General features: G+C 69.9%; 17 protein-coding genes. All 17 read left to right on the forward strand.

Features of this window, described 5'->3' with window-relative positions; genetic code table 11:
* The first annotated feature begins 7 nt into the window (after positions 1–7).
* Positions 8–688 (forward strand): hypothetical protein, encoded by a 681-nt coding sequence (locus ACO227_RS11255; RefSeq protein WP_423601936.1) that lies wholly within the window; start codon positions 8–10, stop codon positions 686–688.
* Entirely contained in the window at positions 685–2,445 is a 1,761-nt protein-coding gene (locus tag ACO227_RS11260) for a peptidoglycan D,D-transpeptidase FtsI family protein (protein ID WP_423601937.1), read from the forward strand. The genes ACO227_RS11255 and ACO227_RS11260 overlap by 4 nt, the downstream gene beginning before the upstream one ends.
* Complete coding sequence (locus tag ACO227_RS11265) at positions 2,442–3,857, forward strand: UDP-N-acetylmuramoyl-L-alanyl-D-glutamate--2,6-diaminopimelate ligase (RefSeq protein ID WP_423601938.1); 1,416 nt, start codon at positions 2,442–2,444, stop codon at positions 3,855–3,857. Before ACO227_RS11260 ends, ACO227_RS11265 begins: the two co-directional genes overlap by 4 nt.
* Positions 3,854–5,233, forward strand: a complete 1,380-nt coding sequence (locus tag ACO227_RS11270) for a UDP-N-acetylmuramoyl-tripeptide--D-alanyl-D-alanine ligase (RefSeq protein ID WP_423601939.1) — start codon at positions 3,854–3,856, stop codon at positions 5,231–5,233. The genes ACO227_RS11265 and ACO227_RS11270 overlap by 4 nt, the downstream gene beginning before the upstream one ends.
* Positions 5,233–6,303: a phospho-N-acetylmuramoyl-pentapeptide-transferase gene (gene mraY, locus ACO227_RS11275; protein ID WP_423601940.1), complete on the forward strand. Its 1,071-nt coding sequence runs from the start codon at positions 5,233–5,235 to the stop codon at positions 6,301–6,303. The genes ACO227_RS11270 and mraY overlap by 1 nt, the downstream gene beginning before the upstream one ends.
* Positions 6,300–7,679 carry a UDP-N-acetylmuramoyl-L-alanine--D-glutamate ligase gene (murD, locus tag ACO227_RS11280; RefSeq protein ID WP_423601941.1) on the forward strand — a complete coding sequence of 460 codons (1,380 nt, stop codon included), beginning with the start codon at positions 6,300–6,302 and terminating at the stop codon, positions 7,677–7,679. Before mraY ends, murD begins: the two co-directional genes overlap by 4 nt.
* Positions 7,676–8,908: an FtsW/RodA/SpoVE family cell cycle protein gene (locus ACO227_RS11285; RefSeq protein WP_423601942.1), complete on the forward strand. Its 1,233-nt coding sequence runs from the start codon at positions 7,676–7,678 to the stop codon at positions 8,906–8,908. Before murD ends, ACO227_RS11285 begins: the two co-directional genes overlap by 4 nt.
* A gap of 3 nt (positions 8,909–8,911) precedes the next feature.
* Positions 8,912–10,069: an undecaprenyldiphospho-muramoylpentapeptide beta-N-acetylglucosaminyltransferase gene (gene murG, locus ACO227_RS11290; protein ID WP_423601943.1), complete on the forward strand. Its 1,158-nt coding sequence runs from the start codon at positions 8,912–8,914 to the stop codon at positions 10,067–10,069.
* Complete coding sequence (gene murC, locus ACO227_RS11295) at positions 10,066–11,496, forward strand: UDP-N-acetylmuramate--L-alanine ligase (protein ID WP_423601944.1); 1,431 nt, start codon at positions 10,066–10,068, stop codon at positions 11,494–11,496. Before murG ends, murC begins: the two co-directional genes overlap by 4 nt.
* Entirely contained in the window at positions 11,493–11,687 is a 195-nt protein-coding gene (locus ACO227_RS11300) for a hypothetical protein (RefSeq protein WP_423601945.1), read from the forward strand. Before murC ends, ACO227_RS11300 begins: the two co-directional genes overlap by 4 nt.
* 35 nt (positions 11,688–11,722) lie before the next feature.
* Positions 11,723–12,142 (forward strand): hypothetical protein, encoded by a 420-nt coding sequence (locus ACO227_RS11305; RefSeq protein WP_423601946.1) that lies wholly within the window; start codon positions 11,723–11,725, stop codon positions 12,140–12,142.
* A 1-nt stretch (position 12,143) separates the two neighbouring features.
* The gene (gene murB / locus ACO227_RS11310; RefSeq protein WP_423601947.1) at positions 12,144–13,055 is read left to right on the forward strand and encodes a UDP-N-acetylmuramate dehydrogenase; all 912 of its coding nucleotides are present in this window, start codon (positions 12,144–12,146) and stop codon (positions 13,053–13,055) included.
* A 29-nt stretch (positions 13,056–13,084) separates the two neighbouring features.
* Positions 13,085–14,008: a D-alanine--D-alanine ligase gene (locus tag ACO227_RS11315; protein ID WP_423607335.1), complete on the forward strand. Its 924-nt coding sequence runs from the start codon at positions 13,085–13,087 to the stop codon at positions 14,006–14,008.
* Positions 14,005–14,898 (forward strand): cell division protein FtsQ/DivIB, encoded by an 894-nt coding sequence (locus ACO227_RS11320; RefSeq protein ID WP_423601948.1) that lies wholly within the window; start codon positions 14,005–14,007, stop codon positions 14,896–14,898. The genes ACO227_RS11315 and ACO227_RS11320 overlap by 4 nt, the downstream gene beginning before the upstream one ends.
* 11 nt (positions 14,899–14,909) lie before the next feature.
* Positions 14,910–16,172 (forward strand): cell division protein FtsA, encoded by a 1,263-nt coding sequence (ftsA, locus tag ACO227_RS11325; protein ID WP_423601949.1) that lies wholly within the window; start codon positions 14,910–14,912, stop codon positions 16,170–16,172.
* A 114-nt stretch (positions 16,173–16,286) separates the two neighbouring features.
* Positions 16,287–17,771: a cell division protein FtsZ gene (ftsZ, locus tag ACO227_RS11330; protein WP_423601950.1), complete on the forward strand. Its 1,485-nt coding sequence runs from the start codon at positions 16,287–16,289 to the stop codon at positions 17,769–17,771.
* Positions 17,772–17,900: 129 nt separating this feature from the next.
* A complete protein-coding gene (locus ACO227_RS11335) occupies positions 17,901–19,802 on the forward strand; it encodes a hypothetical protein (protein ID WP_423601951.1) in 1,902 nt (633 codons plus the stop codon).
* Position 19,803 lies beyond the last annotated feature (1 nt).

Here is a 19,803-nt window from a genome sequence, read left to right on the forward strand (position 1 = left end):
GCAGAGGATGGCGATCAAGGCATTGAACGGGCTGGGCTGGTACGCCGCGGGACTGATCGTCGCGCCGGGCTGCTACCTTGTCTCGTCGATGGTCGCGGCCGAGCGCACGCGCGTCGAGGCGGTCGAGCGCGCCATCGCCAAGGCGCACAAGGATATTCGCGGGCTCGAGACCGAGTTCGACACGCGCGCCAACCTCGCCCAGCTCGAGCGCTGGAACGGCGAGGTGATGCGCTACACCGCGCCGACGCCGCAGCAATTCCTGGCGAGCGACACCGCGCTCGCCTCGATGCGCGCGCTCGAGACCGAGGGCGTGGCCGAGCGCTATGCCGCGATGGTCGTGCCCGAGGGCGTGCCCGACGTGGTGGCGGGAGCGCCGCGGACCGCGTCGGACGCGGTGGAGGCGGTACCCGCGGTTGCAGTGAAGGAAGCGGCGGCCGCCGCGGCCAAGCCGGCGCCCAAGCCCGAGAAACTGGCCTCGGTTGCCTCCAAGCCGGTCAAGGCGTCCGAAAGGGCCGCGCCCAAGCCGCCGGTCAAGGTCGCGGAAAAGGCCGCGCCGAAGCCGGCCAGGGCGGCGCCCAGGACGCCGCGTGAAGAGGCGGTCGCGATGCTCGACCGCAAGCTGCTCAAGGATTCGAGCTTCGGCGACCTGATGAAGGGCGTTCGAGCCGAGGCACGCCGGGTCCGGTGACCGTCCTCGTCGCCGCCCCTGCGCCCCGCAATCGCACGCGTCCCGGTAGCCGGCACGCGACGATGGCGGTCGCGCATGTACGGCTGATGATCCTGGCGCTGCTGTTCGCCGCGGGCATCTCGGTGATCGTCGGGCGGCTGGCGCTGCTCGCGCTGTTTGCCCAGCCGGCCGAGACGCCCAGTATCAACGCGATGCTGGTGCCGTTGCGCGGCGACCTGGTCGATCGCAACGGCGCGCCGCTCGCGCGTACGATCGATGCCTGGTCGATCGGCGTGCGCCCGGGCAAGGTGATCGGCGACAAGGCCGAACTGGCGCGGATGCTCGCGGCGACGCTGCCCGGCAAGAGCGAGGCCGAATATGCCAGGCTGCTCGGCAGCGACGCGCGCTTCACCTATCTCCAGCGCCGCGCGGTGCCCGAGCTGGTCGCGGCGGTGCATGCGCTGGGCGAGCCGGGGATCGAGTTCGCGCGCGAGCCGCAGCGGCTTTATCCGCAGGCTGCGCTGGGCGCGCATGTGCTCGGCTATCTCGATTTCGACGGCAACGGCGTCACCGGCATGGAGCTGGCGCTCGACAAGCAGCTGACCGATCCGGCGCGGCGCGGCCAGCCGGTCGCGCTGTCGCTCGACCTGCGCGCGCAGGCGGCGCTGGAGAGCGAGCTCGGCGCGGCGATGACCGGCTTCCAGGCGCGCGGCGCGGCCGGGGTGATCCTCGACGTGGCGTCGGGCGAGGTGGTGGCGCTGGCGTCGCTGCCGACGTTCAATCCCAACAACGTCAAGGGCTCGAACCCCGAGCATTTCCGCAACAACGTAACGCAGAGCGTCTACGAGCTCGGCTCGGCGTTCAAGCCGTTCACCATGGCGTTCGCGATCGAGAGCGGCGTCGCGCCGTCGATGGCCAAGCGCTACGACGCGACCGCGCCGCTCCAGGTCGGGGGCTTCCGCATCCGCGACGATCACGCTCAGAAGCGCTGGCTCAACATCCCCGAGACGCTGATCTACTCCTCCAACATCGCCACCGCGCGCATCGCCGACGAGCTGGGCAAGGAGCGGATGGAGAGCATGTTCCGCAAGCTCGGCTTCGACGCCAAGCCTGACATCGAGCTGGGCGGCAAGGCCGCGCCGCTGTGGCCCAAATATTGGGCGCGCACCACGGTGATGACCACCGCCTATGGCCATGGCATCGCGGTGACGCCGCTGCATCTCGCCAGCGCCTATGCTGCTTTGGTCAATGGCGGGGTGTGGCGCCCCGCCACGCTGCGCAAGATCGAGCCGGGCAAGGCCCCGGCGGGCCGCCGCGTGATCTCCGAGGCGACGAGCGCGCGGATGCGACAGCTGCTGCGGCTGATCGTCACCCACGGCACCGGCGGCAAGGCCAATGCCCCGGGCTATCGCGTCGGCGGCAAGACCGGCACCGCCGAGGTGCCCGGCGCGGGTGGTTACAAGCGCAATCAGAATGTTTCGACCTTCGCGGCGGCTTTCCCGATGGACGCACCGCGCTATGTGGTGTTGGTGATGCTCGATTCGCCTGTCGGAAACGCTCAGACCCACGGTTTCTCGACCGCCGGCTGGACCGCCGCCCCCGTGGTCAACCGCGTGATCATGCGCACCGGTGCGATGCTCGGTGTGGTCCCCGACGAGACTCGCGACGTCGACGTCTCCGACCTGACGCCTTTGCTGTGGAAGGCGGAAGCCAAGAACAAGCCCGCAGCCGCTGTCGCCGCGGCAGCTCCGGTTGTCGCGCCGGGAGCCGGCGAGTGAGGCTGGGCGAGCTGACCGGCGGCGCCGAAGACACAATCGTCACCGGGTTCGCCATCGACCACCGCAAGGTTGCGCCGGGCACCGTGTTCGGCGCCTTTCGCGGGGCACGTTTCAACGGCGAGGACTTCATCCCTCAGGCAGTGGCAAGCGGCGCGATCGCGGTGATCGCGCGGCCCGAGACCCGGGTCGAGGGCGCGGTGCACATCGCGGCCGACCATCCGCGCACCGAGTTCGCGCGGATCGCGGCGAAGTTCTTCGCGCCCTTCCCCAAGACCGCGGTGGCGGTGACCGGGACCAATGGCAAGACCTCGACGGTGGAGATGGTGCGCCAGCTGTGGCGCATGGCCGGGCACAATGCCGCGTCGATCGGCACGCTCGGCGTCACCACCGCGGGCGAGATGGTGTCGACCGGCCTGACCACGCCGGATGTCGTGACCTTCCTCTCCAACGTCGCGGGACTCGCGCGCGAGGGCGTGACTCATCTCGCGTTCGAGGCGTCGAGCCATGGCCTGTCGCAATATCGCACCGAAGGGCTGCCGGTGGCGGCGGCGGCGTTCACCAACCTGTCGCGCGATCACCTCGACTATCACAAGGACATGGCGGAGTATCTCACCGCCAAGCTGCGGCTGTTCGCCGACGTGCTCGACCCCGACGGTACCGCGGTGGTGTGGGCCGACGATCCGCATTCGGAGCGCGTGCTCGACATCGCCCGGATGCGCGGCAACCGCATCATGACGGTGGGCGAGCATGGCAGTACGATCCGGCTGATCTCGCGCGAGCCGACCCTGCTCGACCAGAAGCTGGTGGTCGCGGTGGAGGGCGTCGAGCATCGCGTCAGCCTGCCGCTGATCGGCGGCTACCAGGCGGCGAACGCGCTGATCGCCGCGGCGCTGGTGATCGCCACCGGCGGCGATGTCGCGACGACGCTGGCCAATCTCTCGCGCCTGCAGCCGGTGCGCGGGCGGCTCGAGCGCGCGGCGATCAGCCGCAGCGGCGCGCCGGTCTATGTCGACTATGCCCATACCCCCGACGCGATCGAGGCGGCGATCGCCGCGCTCAAGCCGCATGCGGCGGGGCGGCTGATCCTGGTCTTCGGCGCGGGCGGCGACCGCGACCCCGGCAAGCGCGAGCCGATGGGCGAGGCGGCGGCTGCCGGCGCGGACCTGGTGATCGTTACCGACGACAATCCGCGCGGCGAGGATCCCGGCGCGATCCGCGCCGACATCCTCAAGGGCTGTCCGGGTGCGACCGAAGTGGGCGACCGGCGCGGCGCGATCTTCCTCGCGGTGGGCAAGGCCGGACCGCAGGACATCGTGCTGATCGCCGGCAAGGGCCATGAGCAGGGCCAGATCGTCGGCGACATGGTGCTGCCGTTCGACGACGTGTCGGTGGCCCGGGAGGCGGCGGCGTGAGCGAGCCCCTGTGGACCTCCGCCGAGATCGCCGCCGCGACGGGCGGCACCGCGTCGGCCGAGTTCGCGGCCGATGCCGTCGCGTTCGACAGCCGCGAAGTGGGGCCGGGCGCGCTGTTCTTCGCGCTGACCGGCGAGACCACCGACGGGCATAATTTCCTCGATCAGGCCTTCGCGAGCGGGGCCGCGGGTGCGGTCGTTTCCTCCCAGACGCCGCACCCGCACATTCTCGTCGGCGACACGATGGTCGCGCTGGAGAACCTCGCGCGCGCCAGCCGCAAGCGCATGACCGGCGTCGTGATCGGCGTCACCGGATCGGTCGGCAAGACCGGCACCAAGGAGGCGCTGTTCGAATGCCTCGAGCGGACGGCGCCCGGCTTCGCCCACCGTTCGGTCAAGAGCTACAACAACCATACCGGCGTACCGCTGAGCCTCGCCCGCATGCCGCGGGCGGCCAAATATGGCGTGTTCGAGATGGGCATGAACCATGCCGGCGAGCTGCTCGCACTCACCCATATGGTGCGCCCGCACATCGCGCTGGTGACCACGATCGCGCCCGCACACACCGAATTCTTCCCGAACGAGGAAGCAATCGCCGACGCCAAGGGCGAGATCTTCCAAGGGCTCGAGCCAGACGGCATCGCGATCGTGCCGTTCGACAGTCCGCATCGCGACCGACTGATCGCCGCCGCCGAGCCGCATACGGCGCGGATCGTCACTTTTGGCCTGGGCGAAGGCGCCGATGTGCGCGCGGTCGAGATCGTGCCGGGGCAGGCCGGCGGGACCTATGTGACGGCGCAGATCGGGCCGGAGCGGACGCTGGGCTTCACCTTGTCGCAGCCCGGCGAGCATTGGGTCGCCAATGCCATGGCGGTGCTGGCGGCGGTGGACGCGGCGGGCGGCGACCTCGAGCAGGCCGGCCTCGCGCTCGCCGAGATGGGCGGGCTCGCCGGCCGCGGGGCGCGCTTCAAGGCGGTGCTCGCGGGCGGCGAGGCCCTAGTGATCGACGAGAGCTACAACGCCAACCCGGCGTCGATGCGCGCGACCCTCGCGGTGCTCGCCGAGACCCGCGCAGCCCGCCGCGTTGCGGTGCTGGGCGAGATGCGTGAGCTGGGCGACCAGTCGGACGCCTTCCACGCCGATCTCAGCGAGCCGATCCTCGCCGCGGGCGTCGAAGCGTTGCTCCTTGTCGGCGAAGGGATGACGCCGCTCGCCCGCGCGCTTGAGGGGCGGATCGAATTGGTCCATGTGCCCGACGCCGCCGCCGCACGCGAGCGCATCGATCAGATGCTTCGCCCGGGCGACGCGGTCCTCATCAAGGGTTCGAACGGAGTCGGGCTGGCGCGGGTCGTCGCGGCGCTGGCGGGAAGGTCATAATGCTTTACGAGATCGCCGAGTGGCTGGGCTTTCCGGGCATCCTCAACCTCATTCGCTACCTCTCGTTCCGCATGGGCGCGGCGGTGGCGACGGCGCTGCTGATCGGCCTGATCATCGGGCCGCGTTTCATCGGCTGGCTGCGCGTACGTCAGGGCAAGGGGCAGCCGATCCGCAGCGACGGGCCGCAGAGCCATCTCGCCAAGCGCGGCACGCCGACCATGGGCGGCCTCATGATCCTCACCAGCCTGTCGCTGGCGGTGCTGCTGTGGATGGACCTCAGCAACCCCTATGTCTGGGCGTGCCTGTTCGTGACGCTCGGCTTCGGGATGATCGGGTTCCTCGACGACTATGACAAGGTGCGCAAGGCGAGCACCGCGGGCGTCTCGGGCCGAATGCGGCTGCTCGGCGAGTTCGTCATCGCGGGCGCCGCCGCCTGGGTGATCACCCAGCAGAACGGCACCGTGCTGTACGTGCCCTTCTTCAGCCAGTTCAGCGTCGATCTCGGCTATTTCTACGTCGCCTTCGCCGCCTTCACGATCGTGGCGTTCGGCAATGCGGTGAACTTGACCGACGGGCTCGACGGGCTCGCGACGATGCCGGTGATCATCGCCAGCATGGCGTTCCTGCTGATCGTCTATCTCGCCGGCAACGCGATCTACGCCAATTATCTCGGCATCCCGCACGTGCCGGGGGCGGGTGACCTCGCCATCTTCTGCGGCGCGATCGTCGGCGCGGGCCTCGCCTTCCTGTGGTTCAACGCGCCCCCGGCGGCGGTATTCATGGGCGATACCGGCAGCCTCGCGCTCGGCGGCGCGCTCGGCACGATCGCGGTGGTCGCGCATCACGAGCTGGTGCTCGGCATCATCGGCGGCCTGTTCGTGGTCGAGGCGCTGTCGGTCATCATCCAGGTGTTCTGGTACAAGCGCACCGGCAAGCGCGTGTTCAAGATGGCGCCGATCCACCATCATTTCGAACAGATGGGCTGGAGCGAGCCGACCGTGGTGATCCGCTTCTGGATCATCGCCTTCGTGCTCGCGCTGGCCGGCCTGTCGACGCTGAAGCTCAGGTGATCGGGTCGAGCGCCTGGCGCGGCAGACGCTATGCGGTGCTGGGGCTGGCGCGCTCTGGGCTGGCGACGGTGCGCGCGTTGCTGGGTGCCGGGGCGGAAGTGATCGCCTGGGATGATGGCGAGCAGGCGCGCGCGACGCTAGCCCGCGACGATCAGTTGCGCCGCTATCTCCCCGATGGCGCGACCGGCGTGCGCAACGCCGGCGCGGACGATCATGTGGGGGCGGGAAACCGCCTTCTGCTCGCGAACTTCCTCGACTTCACGACATTCGAAGGATTTGCGGGCGTCGTGGTTTCGCCGGGCGTGCCGATCAACAAGCATGTCGTGGCAGCGAAGGCGCGAGCGGCCGGCATCCCGCTGATCGGCGATATCGAGCTGTTCGCGCAGGCGCGCGCCGAGCTGCCGGCGCACAAGGTGGTCGGCATCACCGGCACCAACGGCAAGTCGACGACGACGGCGCTGATCCACCATATCCTCGAGACCGCGGGCATCCCTGCGCGGCTTGGCGGCAATATCGGGCTGCCGATCCTCGATCAGGCGCCGCTCCCCGAAGGCGGCGTCTATGTCCTGGAACTATCGAGCTACCAGATCGACCTGACCCAGGGCCTCGACTGCGACGTCGCGATTCTGCTCAACATCACGCCGGACCATCTCGACCGCTATGACGGGTTCGCCGGCTATGCCGCGTCCAAGGCACGCCTGTTCACGATGCAATCCCGGGGCCACGTCGCGATCATCGGCATCGGCGACGAAGCGTCGCAGGACATCGCGAAACAAGTGTCGCGTTCGGGCCGCGCCGAGGACCTGACTAAGATCGCGCCGGGCGTGTGCATGGACCAGTCGCGCTGGCCCGCGCTGCAGGGACCGCACAACGCCCAGAATGCGCTCGCCGCGATCGCCGCGTGCGACGCGCTGGGCGTCGACCAGGCGAGCATCGACCGAGGCCTTGCGAGCTTCCCGGGCCTGCCGCACCGGATGGAGCGCGTCGCGACGCGGAACGGCGTGCTCTACGTCAACGACAGCAAGGCGACCAATCCGACCTCCACCGCCCCGGCGCTGGCGGCGTTCGACCGCATCCACTGGATCCTGGGCGGGCAGGCCAAGACCGACGATCTCGACGCTTGCCGCCCCGGCTTCGGCCATGTCGCGCGCGCCTACACGATCGGCGACGCGACCGAGATGTTCGCGGCGCTGCTCGACGGCGAGCTGCCGGTTGAGCGCAGCTTCACGCTCGATGCCGCCGTCAAGTCGGCCGCGGCGCAGGCGAAAGCGGGGGAGACGGTGCTGCTGTCGCCGGCCTGCGCCTCGTTCGACCAGTTCAGGGATTATGAGGACCGCGGCGCCCAGTTCCGCGCGGTGGTGGGGGCACTGGAATGACGGACGTGAGGCGCAACCTGCCCGCGGTGCGCAAGCGGGGCTGGCGCGGCAAGGTCGAGGATAAGCTCAGCCGCGGCAGCAATTCGAGCTTCGGCCTGTGGTTCTGGGAGATCGACCGCATCCTGCTGCTGCTCGCGATGCTGCTGATCGGCATCGGGCTGGTCGCGGTCGCCGCGGCCTCGCCCGCCTCGGCGGTGCGCTATTCGGATGGCAGCACGCAATTCGCCTCGATGCATTATTTTTGGCGGCAGGCGGTGTGGGTCGGCCTGTCGGTACCGGTGCTGCTGGTCGTGTCGATGCTGCCGGTGAACTTCGCGCGGCGCATGGCGATCGTCGGCACCGCGGTGTGCATCGTACTGGTCGCGGTCGCCGCCTTTTTCGGCGCGGAAGTCAACGGCGCGCGGCGCTGGATCGGCTTCGGCTTCGCCTCGGTCCAGCCCTCGGAGTTCCTCAAGCCCTTCTTCATCGTCACCACCGCCTGGTTCCTGTCGATGCGCGCCAAGGATCCCGACCTGCCCGTGATCCCGCTGACCGGCGTGCTGACGGCGCTGGTCGCCGCATTGCTGATGAAGCAGCCCGATTTCGGCCAGACCATGGTGTTCGGCGCGGTGTGGATCGTGCTGCTGATGCTCGCGGGCATCTCGACCCGCGCGATCGGCATGCTCGGCGGCGCGGCGGTCGCGGGCGTGATCGCGGCCTATCTGTTCTACGACACCGCACGCACGCGCATCGACAGTTTCCTCTTTCCCGATCCCGAGAAGGCGGCGGCCGAGCATTACCAGACCGACATGGCGCACGCCGTGCTCACCGCGGGCGGCGCCACCGGCACCGGCCCGGGCGGCGGCGCGGTCAAGTTCAAGCTGCCCGAGGCGCATACCGACTATATCTTCTCGGTCGTCGGCGAGGAGTTCGGGCTGATCGCATGCATCGGCATCGCCATCCTCTATCTCGCGATCATCCTGCGCGTGCTGATCAAGCTGCTCGACGAGGAGGACAGCTTCCGCCTGCTCGCCGCGGCGGGGCTGGCGGCCCAATTCGGGATTCAGGCCCTGATCAACATGGCGGTGAACACCGGGCTCGCCCCTTCCAAGGGCATGACCTTGCCGTTCATTTCCTATGGTGGATCGTCGATGGTCGCGCTGTCGGTGGGGATGGGACTATTGCTCGCCTTCACGCGGCGGAACCCGTATCTCAAACGCTCGCCTTACACGGTTCGAGGGAGCGGCTGATCGATGAGTAGCGCACGGCACTATGTTCTGGCGGCCGGCGGCACCGGCGGGCACATGGTCCCGGCGGCGGCGCTGGCGGCCGAGCTGATGCGGCGCGGGCACAAGGTCGCGCTGGTCAGCGACGAGCGCGGCGTGCGCTTCCCCGACCTGTTCGACGGGATCGAGACGCGCGTGGTGCCCGCCTCGCGCTTCGCGGGCGGACCGATCGGCTGGCTCAAGGCGGCCAATGCGATGCGCAAGGGGCGAGCGCAGGCGCGCGCGCTGTATCGCGAGTTCCGGCCCTCGGCGGTCATCGCGTTCGGCGGCTATGCCTCGCTCCCCGCGCTGATGGCGGCGTTCTCGGCCAAGGTGCCGGCGGTGATCCACGAGCAGAACGCCGTGCTCGGCCGGGTCAACCGGTTGGTTGCGGGCAGGGTCGCGGCGATCGCCACGAGCTACGCGGATGTCGAGCGGCTCAAGCCCAAGTACGAGGATCGCACTCACCTCGTCGGCAACCCGGTGCGCCAGGCGGTGCTCGACCTGCGCATGCGGCCCTATCCGCCGCTCGACGAGGACGGCATCTTCCGCGTGCTGGTGACTGGCGGCAGCCAGGGCGCCTCGATCCTCTCGCAGGTCGTGCCCGACGGGCTTGCCTTGCTCCCGGTGCATTTTCGCCGCCGGCTGCAGGTCACGCACCAGGCGCGCGTCGAGGATATCGACGAGGTGCGCCGCAAATATGCCGAGCATGCGATTCCTGCCGAGATCGCGACCTATCTGCCGGACCTGCCCGAGCGGCTTGCCTGGGCGCATCTGGTGATCGCGCGCGCGGGCGCCTCGACCATCGCCGAGCTGACCGCGGCCGGCCGTCCGGCGATCCTCGTCCCGCTGCCTTCGGCCACCGACGACCACCAGACCGTGAACGCCCGCGAGATCAGCGAGGCGGGCGGCGCGCGGACGATCCCGCAGCGTTCCTTCACCGCGCAGGAACTCGCCAAGCAGATGCAGAAGCTCGGGCTCGAGCCCGCCGCGCTCGCCAACGCCGCCGCCTGCGCGCGCAGCTGCGGGCGGCCGGATGCGGCGCGCGACCTCGCCGACCTGGTCGAGTCGATCGACGCCGACTGGGCCTCGGCCGGGCTGGGCCGCGCGGAACCGGTAAAAATCGAGGGAGCAGCGTACGCATGAAGGGCGTCGCCAAGGATATCGGCACCATCCATTTCGTCGGCATCGGCGGGATCGGCATGTCCGGCATCGCCGAGGTGATGCACAATCTCGGCTACAAGGTGCAGGGCAGCGACAGCGCCGAGGGCTATGTCGTCGAGGGCCTGCGCAAGCGCGGCATCCCGATCGCGATCGGCCAGCGCGCCGAGAATCTGGGCGACGCCGCGGTGGTGGTCACCTCGACCGCGATCAAGCGCGACAATCCCGAGGTCGAGGCCGCCTATCAGCGCCGCATCCCGGTGGTGCGCCGCGCCGAGATGCTCGCCGAGCTGATGCGCCTCAAGTCCACCGTCGCGGTGGCGGGGACGCACGGCAAGACCACGACGACCTCGATGATCGCCGCGCTACTCGACGCGGGCGGGGTCGACCCCACCGTGATCAACGGCGGCATCATCAACCAGTACGGCTCCAACGCGCGGCTCGGCGACAGCGAGTGGATGGTGGTCGAGGCCGACGAGAGCGACGGCAGCTTCCTGCGCCTCGACGGCACGATCGCGGTCGTCACCAACATCGATCCCGAGCATCTCGACCACTATGGCAGCTTCGACAAGGCGAAGGACGCCTATGTTGAGTTCGTCGAGAACGTGCCCTTCTACGGCGCGGCGCTGCTGTGTCTCGATCATCCCGAGGTGCAGGCGATCATCCCGCGCGTGCGCGACCGGCGTATCGTCACCTATGGCTTCGCCGCCAGCGCCGATGTGCGCGGGGTCAACGTCCAGCCCTATCCGGGCGGCAACAAGTTCGAGGCGATCATCCGCTCGCGCGACGGCACGACGCGGTCGATCGAGGGGATCGACTTGCCCATGCCTGGCCGCCACAACGTCCAGAACGCGCTCGCCGCGATCGGCGTGGCGCTCGAAATGGGCATCGACGACGCCACCATCCAGAACGGCTTCGCCAAGTTCGGCGGGGTCAAGCGCCGCTTCACCAAGGTCGGCGAGATCGAGTTTGCCGGTGCGAAACCCGCGGTCGTGATCGACGATTACGGCCACCATCCGGTCGAGATCCGCGCGGTGCTCGCCGCCGCGCGCGAGAGCGCCGAGGGCCGGGTGATCGCGGTGGTCCAGCCGCACCGCTATTCGCGCCTCGGCAATCTGATGGACGACTTCGCCCAGGCGTTCAACGACGCCGACATGGTGCTGGTCACCCCGGTCTATGCCGCGGGCGAGGCGCCGGTCGAGGGGGTGAGCGGCGAGGCGCTGGTCGCGCGGATTTCCGAGCGCGGGCACCGTTCGGCGGGGAGCATCGCGGACGCCAGCGCGTTGAGCGAGGCAGTGGCGGGGATCGCGCAGCCGGGCGACCTGATCGTATGCCTCGGCGCCGGAGACATCACCAAATGGGCCGCGGGCCTTGCCGATGCGGTCAATGCGAAGCGGAGCGTTGCGGCATGAGCGACTGGTTCACCCTCGCCACCGACATGCAGCGCGAGATCATCCGCGCGCAGAAGGCGCATCTCGACGCGGCGCAGAAGCTGCTCGATGCGGGGCAGCAGGTGAACGACCTCCAGCAGGCCGGGCAGAAGGCGGCCGAGGCGAACCTCAAATACTGGAAGCAATGGGCGAAACTGTGGGGGATGAAGTGATCCTGCCAGCCGTCCTCCCGCTCGCTTTGGCCTCGATGGCGCCCGACAAGCCCGACCTTGCGGGTCCCGGGCGATTTTGCGGTTATTCCCCAATCATAGACCTGCTGCCGGGCGAGCGCGTTACCCTGGGGAACGGCGGCATGCATGGGGGCAGCTTCCGCTGGGAAGGCGAGTTCGGCGTACTCGACGTCCATGGCATCGGCTGGGCGTCGCGTCCCAAGGGCGGCGCCACGAAGCAGCCCACATCAAAGGGTCATGTCCGTTTCCGCGAAAAGCGGGAGGGCAAACATTACGTCGTCGCGATCTGGAACGGCCGCCACGGCGCAGCCTATTTCAGGTCCGACCGGCCGCTGTCGAATGCGCAGTTGAAGGCTATCGATCGCGTCGGTCTGTTCGACGAGAATGACGCGAGCCCCACCGGGTGCGACTTCCGAGATGGCGTGGTGGTAACCTGAGATGGTGAGCCTGGCTTCTCCCACGATCGATCTCCCCAAGGTTCGCGGCAAGCTCACCGCCGACGCGCCGCTGGCGCCGCTCGTGTGGTTCAAGAGCGGCGGCAACGCGCAATGGCTGTTCGAGCCGGCGGATGTCGAGGATCTCGCCGATTTCCTCGCCGGGCTCGACCCCGAGGTGCCGGTGATGGCGCTCGGTCTCGGCTCCAATTTGATCGTGCGCGACGGCGGCGTGCCGGGCGTGGTGGTGCGGCTGGGCAAGCCCTTCGCCAGGGTCGAACGCGTCGACGCGACCACGCTCAAATGCGGCGGCGGAGCGAGCGGCATCCTCGTCTCCTCGACCGCGCGCGATGCGGGCATCACCGGCGTCGAGTTCCTGCGCTCGATCCCCGGCACGGTCGGCGGCTTCGTGCGGATGAACGGCGGCGCCTATGGCCGCGAGACCGCCGAGGTGCTGGTCGAGTGCGAGGTGGTGTTGCGCTCGGGTGAGCGGCGGACGCTGGCGGTCGAGGCGCTGGGCTATACCTATCGCCATTCCGAACTGCCCGAGGGCGCGGTGGTGGTCAGCGCTTGCCTTCGTGGCGAGCCCGGCGACCCCGCGGCGATCCAGGCCGAGATGGACCGCATCGCCGCGGCGCGCGAGGAATCGCAGCCGCTGCGCAGCAAGACCGGCGGCTCGACATTCAAGAACCCCCCCGGCGACAAGGCGTGGCGGCTGGTCGACGCGGCGGGCTGCCGCGGTCTGCGGAAGGGCGGCGCGCAGGTGAGCGAGAAGCACACCAACTTCCTCCTCAACCTCGGCGACGCCACCAGCGCGGACATCGAGGAACTGGGCGAAGAGGTGCGGGCCAAGGTCAAGGCGAGTTCAGGGATTGAGCTGGAGTGGGAAATCCAGCGCGTGGGAGTTGGTAAGTGAGCGTAACCCCCCTCCACATCGCCGTCCTGATGGGCGGCTGGTCGGCCGAACGCCCGGTCTCCCTGATGTCGGGCACCGGCATTGCCGACGCGCTGGAGTCGCTCGGCCACAGGGTGACGCGGATCGACATGGGCCGCGACGTCGCGGCGAAGCTCGCCGCGGCCAGTCCCGACCTCGTGTTCAACGCGCTCCACGGCACCCCGGGCGAGGACGGCACGGTGCAGGGCATGCTCGACCTGATGGGGCTGCGCTACACGCATAGCGGCATGGTCACCTCGGTCATCGCGATCGACAAGCAGCTCACCAAGCAGACCTTGGTGCCGCAGGGCATCCCGATGCCGGGCGGGCGCATCGTGCGCACCGAGGAGCTGTACCGCCACGATCCGATGCCGCGGCCCTATGTGCTCAAGCCCGTCAACGAAGGCTCGTCGGTCGGCGTCGCGATCGTCACGACCGAGGGCAATTACGGCAACCCGATTTCGCCGCAGGCCAAGGGCCCGTGGCAGGAGTTCGACGAGCTGCTCGCCGAGCCCTTCATCCGCGGGCGCGAGCTGACAACGGCGGTGCTCGGCGACCGGGCGCTGATGGTGACCGAGCTCAAGCCCAAGAGCGGCTTCTACGATTTCGACGCCAAGTACACCGACGGCCTCACCGAGCATGTCTGTCCGGCCGAGATTCCCGACGAGATCACCGAGGCCTGCAAGCGCCTCGCGCTCGACGCGCACCGCCTGCTCGGCTGCAAGGGCGCGTCGCGCTCGGACTTCCGCTGGGACGACGATCTCGGCGTCGAGGGACTGTTCCTGCTCGAGGTCAACACCCAGCCGGGCATGACGCCGCTCAGCCTCGTACCCGAGCAGGCCAGGCATCTCGGCATGAGTTACGCGCAGCTGGTCCAGGCGATCGTCGACGAGGCGATGGTCGATGCGTCGGCGCGCGAGGAGGCGACCGCATGAGCCGCAAGCCGAGCCCGGCCAAGCGCCCCACGGTCAAGCCCAAGCGGCGTGCGCAGAGCAAGAAGAAGCAGGCCAACGTCCTCGACCTCGCGGTCGCGGCGCTGCCGATCAGCGACGCGACGCTGCACAGGATCACTGTCTGGGGCATCACCGGCATCGCGCTTGCCTCGGTGCTGGGCGTCGCGACTCTGTTCGGGGTGCCCGGCGTCATCGGCACCGCGGTTGCCGAGGGCATCGGCCGCGCCGGCTTCCGTGTCGAGCAGGTCGACGTGCAGGGCATCAAGCGCGCCGACGCCGCGACCGTCTATGCCTATACGCTCGACCAGAAGTCGCAGGCGATGCCGCTGGTCGATCTCGACGAGGTGCGCGGTAAGCTGATGACGATCGGCTGGGTGGCGGACGCGCGTGTCTCGCGCCGCATGCCCGACACGCTGGTCGTGCACATCGTCGAGCGCAAGGCGGCGGCCGTGTGGCAGCACCAGGGCCAGCTCATGCTGATCGACGGCGAGGGCGTGCTGCTCGAGCCCGTCTCCGCCGAGGCGATGCCCGATCTGCCTTTGGTGATCGGCGACGGCGCCTATGCCCAGCAGCCGGCCTATCAGAAACTGCTCGACGCCGCGCCCGCGCTCAAGCCGCTGGTCAAGGCGGCGACCTGGATCGGCAACCGGCGCTGGGACCTGACCTTCAACACCGGCGAGCGGCTCGCGCTGCCCGAGGGCGAGGAAGCGGCGGGCAAGGCGCTGACCAAGTTCGCCGAGCTGGACGGCGCCGACCGGCTGCTCGGCCGGGGCTATCTCAAGTTCGACATGCGCGATCCGACGCGGCTGGTGGTGCGCATGCCGAGGCAGGTGGTGAGCAAACCGATCGAAACCGCGAGCGTGAGTGAGTAGGGGTAGGGAAGATGGCAAAGACGGCGCCTGAGGGACTGATCACGGCACTGGACATCGGCTCGTCGAAGGTGTCGGCGCTGATCGCGCAGAAGGGGGACGGCGGCGAGCTGGTGGTGCTCGGCACCGGCCAGCGCGAGAGCCGCGGCGTCCAGCGCGGCTATGTCGCCGACATGCACGCGACCGAGATCGCGGTGCGCGAGGCGGTCGAGCAGGCCGAGCGGATCGCGGGGACCAACATCGAGGATGTGTGGGTCAGCTTCTCCGCGGGCGGGCTCATCTCCGACATTTTGCGGCTCGAGGTCGATCTCGGCGGCCATCGCGTCGAGCAGGCCGACATCGACGAGTTGCTGCGCGCGGGCCGGGAGTCGATCAACCCGGGCGGACGGATGGTGCTCCACGCCCAGCCGACGCGCTACACGCTCGACGGCCTCGCCGGGGTCAAGCAGCCCAAGGGTCTCCACGCCGAGCGGCTCGGCGTCGATATCCATGTCGTCTCGACCGAGGGCGCGCCGGTGCGCAACCTCGACCTGTGCGTCCGCTCGGCGCATCTCGAGGTCAAGTCGATCATCGCCGCGCCGGTCGCGACGGGCCTGTCGTGCCTGAGCGAGGAGGAGCGTGAGCTCGGCGTCGCCTTGGTCGAGATCGGCGCGGGCGTGACCAACGTCTCGGTCTACAAGGACGGCGTGCTCACCGGCCTGTCGTCGATCCCGAGCGGATCGGCCGACATCACCGACGACATCGCCAGCGCCTTCGGCACGCGCCGCGGCCAGGCCGAGCGGATGAAGTGCTTCTACGGCAGTGCCAACATGACGCCGCGCGACAATCACGACATGATCGACGTCGCTCCGATCGCCACCGACGAGGAGACCGCCGAGGGGGCGCGCATCACCCGCGCCCAGCTGATCGCGGTGATCCGCCAGCGGCTCGACCGGCTGATGGTCGAGATCGGCAAGGAGCTGGCCAAGCTCAACTTCGAGGACCCGGTGGGGCGCCAGATCGTGCTCACCGGCGGCGGCGCGGAACTCAAGGGCATCGCCGACTATGCGCAGCAGGCGCTGGGTCGTTCGGTCCGCGTCGGGCGGCCGCGCGGGCTTTCGGCACTACCCGAGGCGCATAGCGGCCCGGCCTTCGCGACGCTGGCGGGGCTCGCGACCTTCGCCGCGGCCGATCCGGTCGACCTGCGCGCGCTCGCGGCGCCGCATCAACTCGTTACGCGTGCGACTCCAAAGGCGATGTTCCAGCGGATGATTGCCGCATTCCGGGCCAATTACTGAATAAATGTTGTTGATGACTGGTGAATTACGCTGGCACCGCTCACCGGCATCGTGCAGAAACGGGGATTAAGCAGACGCCGCTCGTGGGGCGCGGGGTCTGAGGAGACAGGATAAATGAGCATCGACTTCCTCCCGCCCGACCTGGACGAGCTGACGCCGCGGATCACCGTGATCGGCGTGGGCGGTGCCGGGGGCAACGCGATCGCCAACATGATCAAGGCCGAGGTGCAGGGGGTCGAGTTCCTCGTCGCGAACACGGACGCGCAGGCGCTCAAGCAGTCGAGCGCGAGCCACCGCATCCAGCTCGGCGCGAAGATCACCCAGGGCCTCGGCGCCGGCTCGCGGCCCGAGATCGGCCGCGCTGCGGCGGAGGAGACGATCGAGCAGGTCCAGGAAGCCCTCAACGGCGCGCACATGTGCTTCATCGCGGCCGGAATGGGCGGCGGCACCGGCACCGGCGCGGCGCCGGTGATCGCCAAGGCCGCGCGCGACATGGGCATCCTCACCGTCGGCGTGGTGACCAAGCCCTTCGCCTTCGAGGGCAAGAAGCGCGCGCAGTCGGCCGAGGCGGGCATCGAGGAGCTGCAGAAGTTCGTCGACACGCTGATCGTCATCCCCAACCAGAACCTCTTCCTGGTCGCCAATGCGAACACGACCTTCAAGGAAGCGTTCCAGATGGCGGACGAGGTGCTGCAGCAGGGCGTGCGCGGCATCACCGACCTGATGGTCATGCCGGGCCTCATCAACCTCGACTTCGCCGACGTCCGCTCGGTGATGAGCGAGATGGGCAAGGCGATGATGGGCACCGGCGAAGCCTCGGGCGACAGCCGCGCGATCGAGGCGGCGCAGCAGGCGATCGCCAATCCGCTGCTCGACGGCGTGTCGCTCAACGGCGCCAAGGGCGTGATCGTCTCGATCACCGGCGGCGACGACATGCGCCTGCTGGAGGTCGACGAGGCCGCGAACCATATCCGCGAGCTGGTCGACGACAATGCCAACATCATCTGGGGCTCGGCGTTCAACCCCGAGCTCGAGGGCAAGATCCGCGTCTCGGTCGTCGCGACCGGGATCGAGGCCGATGCGTCGAACGCCGCCGCGCCGCAAAGCGCTCCGGCCGAGACGCGCAGCTTCTCCTTCGGTTCGGCGCGCCGCCCGCTCGCGCCCCCGGTCGAGCCGGCGCCGGTGATCGCCGAACCGGTCGCCGAGGAACCCGCGCCCGAGCCTGCCCTCGAGCCGGGCTTTTCGGTCAATGCGCCGGAGACCGCGTCGAGCGACGACGAGCTGACGCTCGAGGCGCCGCTTGCGGCCGATGAACCCGTCGTCGAAGCGGCGGACGCCGATGACGAGCTGGTACTGGGGTCGGACTCGGTCGTTCCCGAGGCACCTGTCGACGACCTGCCGCCCGAGCCGACGATCCGCCGCCGCTGGCTGACGGGTGGCGGCGACGACGAGCCGGCGCCCGCGGCCGAGGAGCCCAAGCCGCGCACCGGCGGCACGCTGTTCGAGCGGATGGCGGCGGCGCGCAACGCACCCAAGGACGAGGGCGACAAGGATCCGCTCGACATTCCGCGCTTCCTCAACCGCCAGAACAACCAGTAAGCGGGCTGCCCGCATGGCTTTCGTGCGGGCTTTTGCCGCACCCTGTCGCTGCGGCGGCCCGCTTCGGCGATGGCGGCCGCGTTCGACAGGGCAGGTTCAGGTGCGCGCGGGTGTAGCGGCGTCAGTCGCATGAACGCCGATTTCCGTCTTCTTCTGGGCGCCGCCGCGCTCGCCGTATCCGTCCCGCTGCCTGCCGCCGCGCAGGAGGTTGCGCCCCCGGCGACGCCCAACGCCGACCGGCTGGCGCAGGAGATGCGCACGCTCGCGCGCGACCCGCGCAACGTGCGCGCATTGCTGACGGCGGGCGAGCTCAGCGCGCGGCTCAACGATCCGGCAGCCGCCGCCGGCTTCTTCGCCCGGGCCCAGGCGGTCGATCCCACCAATCCGCGCGTCTTCGCCGGGCAGGCGATGGTGATGGTGCGGATCGAGCGCCCCGGCGAGGCGCTGCGCCTGTTCGCCGAAGCCGAGCGGCGCGGGCTGGCGATGGAGGACTATGCCTCCGACCGCGGCCTCGCCTACGATCTCACCGGCGCGCAGGCGCATGCCCAGCGCGAGCACCGCGTGGCAATGCGCCGCAACCCCGACGACGAGACGCGCCGCCGTCTGGCGCTGTCGCTCGGCATCAGCGGCAACGCCGGCGAGGCGATGGCGGTGCTCGATCCGCTGCTCCGCCGCAGCGATCGCGCGGCGTGGCGCGCGCGCGCCTTCATCCTGGCGATGAACGGCGACGCGGCGGGCGCGGACAGGATCGCGTCGAGCATGATGGGCGGGGTCGGCACCGCGCTGGCACCCTTCTTCCGGCGGCTGCCGACGCTTAACGCCGCGGATAAGGCATTCGCGGTGCATTTCGGCGAGCTGCGCAAGACGCCGGCGCGCATCGCCGACGCGCAGCTCGCGCCGCCCTTGCCGCGGATCGCGGGCGAGCCCGGCGTCGCGCTGGCATCGGCCGAACTGCCGCGGCGCCTCGTGCCCGCGCCTGCGCCCGCCGAACCGCGCCGCGAGTCGGCGCTGCGCAACGAAGCCGGGCGCAGCGCCGTCGAGCGGCGGCGCGAGCGCGAGCAGCGCGAGGCGCTGGCGCGCAAGGCAACGGCGGAGGCCGAGGCGCGGCGGCTCGCCGAAGCGCGCGAGACGCAGCGCCAGGCCGAGCTCAAGGCGCAGCAGGAACGCGAGGCGGAACGGCTCGCCGCCGAGCAAGCCGCGCGCGACGCCGAGTTGCAGCGGGTGGCCGCGGCATCGCAGCCCCCCGTGACCGAGCCGCCCGCCGCCGCGCCTGCCGTGCCGGTCGAGACCCCCGCCGCGCAGGCCGCGGCACCTCCGCCCGCGCCCGGCTTCGGCATGACGCCCGCGTCCGACCCCGCCCCGTCACAGGCCGCGCAGGCGACGCCCGCCGCACCGCGCATCGGCGGCGAGGACAATGTCATCGCGCGCATCATCGCGGGGATCACGATCCCGGCGTCCGAGCTCGGCGTCGAACCGATGCCCAACCATCGTCCGCCCCAGCCGGCGGCAGTCGAGCCCGCGCCCGCGCCTGCCGCCGCCTCGCCGGTCGAGATCGCCAAGGTCGAGACGCCCAGGCCCAGGCCCGCGACGGAGCGGCCCGACGCCGCCAAGCCCAGGCCCGAAGCGGCAAAGCCGCGCGGCAAGGCCCCGGACGCCCAGGCAGCGGACACCAAGGCCAAGGTTGCCGAAGCCAAGGCCGCCGCGGTCAAGGCGGCGGCCGCCAAGGCGAAGGCCAAGCCCGATCCCGCCAAGACCGAGCCCGCGCGCCACTGGGCGCAGGTCGCGGGCGGTGCGAATGTCGGCGACCTGCCCAAGGCGTGGCGCGGCCTCGTCGCCAAGGCGCCCGCGGAGTTCAAGGGCAGGCAGGCCTGGACCACGCCGCTGCGCTTCACCAATCGCCTGCTGGTGGGCCCGTTCAAGACGCCGGGCGAGGCACAGGCCTTCGTCAACGCGATCGGCAAGAAGGGGATTTCCGCCTTCGCCTGGACCAGCGAGGCGGGACAGAAGATCGAGAAACTCGCGGTGAAATGAT

Source organism: Sphingomonas sp. MS122 (assembly GCF_049532975.1).
Classification (GTDB): Bacteria; Pseudomonadota; Alphaproteobacteria; order Sphingomonadales; family Sphingomonadaceae; genus Sphingomonas.

What these genes read in the sequence shown, in the direction of transcription:
- ACO227_RS11255 (WP_423601936.1), top strand. Translation starts at nt 8, where the DNA reads ATGGCGATCAAGGCATTGAACGGGCTGGGCTGGTACGCCGCGGGACTG.
- mraY (WP_423601940.1), top strand. Translation starts at nt 5,233, where the DNA reads ATGCTTTACGAGATCGCCGAGTGGCTGGGCTTTCCGGGCATCCTCAAC.
- ACO227_RS11285 (WP_423601942.1), top strand. Translation starts at nt 7,676, where the DNA reads ATGACGGACGTGAGGCGCAACCTGCCCGCGGTGCGCAAGCGGGGCTGG.
- murG (WP_423601943.1), top strand. Translation starts at nt 8,912, where the DNA reads ATGAGTAGCGCACGGCACTATGTTCTGGCGGCCGGCGGCACCGGCGGG.
- murC (WP_423601944.1), top strand. Translation starts at nt 10,066, where the DNA reads ATGAAGGGCGTCGCCAAGGATATCGGCACCATCCATTTCGTCGGCATC.
- ACO227_RS11300 (WP_423601945.1), top strand. Translation starts at nt 11,493, where the DNA reads ATGAGCGACTGGTTCACCCTCGCCACCGACATGCAGCGCGAGATCATC.
- ACO227_RS11305 (WP_423601946.1), top strand. Translation starts at nt 11,723, where the DNA reads ATGGCGCCCGACAAGCCCGACCTTGCGGGTCCCGGGCGATTTTGCGGT.
- murB (WP_423601947.1), top strand. Translation starts at nt 12,144, where the DNA reads ATGGTGAGCCTGGCTTCTCCCACGATCGATCTCCCCAAGGTTCGCGGC.
- ACO227_RS11315 (WP_423607335.1), top strand. Translation starts at nt 13,085, where the DNA reads ATGGGCGGCTGGTCGGCCGAACGCCCGGTCTCCCTGATGTCGGGCACC.
- ACO227_RS11320 (WP_423601948.1), top strand. Translation starts at nt 14,005, where the DNA reads ATGAGCCGCAAGCCGAGCCCGGCCAAGCGCCCCACGGTCAAGCCCAAG.
- ftsA (WP_423601949.1), top strand. Translation starts at nt 14,910, where the DNA reads ATGGCAAAGACGGCGCCTGAGGGACTGATCACGGCACTGGACATCGGC.
- ftsZ (WP_423601950.1), top strand. Translation starts at nt 16,287, where the DNA reads ATGAGCATCGACTTCCTCCCGCCCGACCTGGACGAGCTGACGCCGCGG.
- ACO227_RS11335 (WP_423601951.1), top strand. Translation starts at nt 17,901, where the DNA reads ATGAACGCCGATTTCCGTCTTCTTCTGGGCGCCGCCGCGCTCGCCGTA.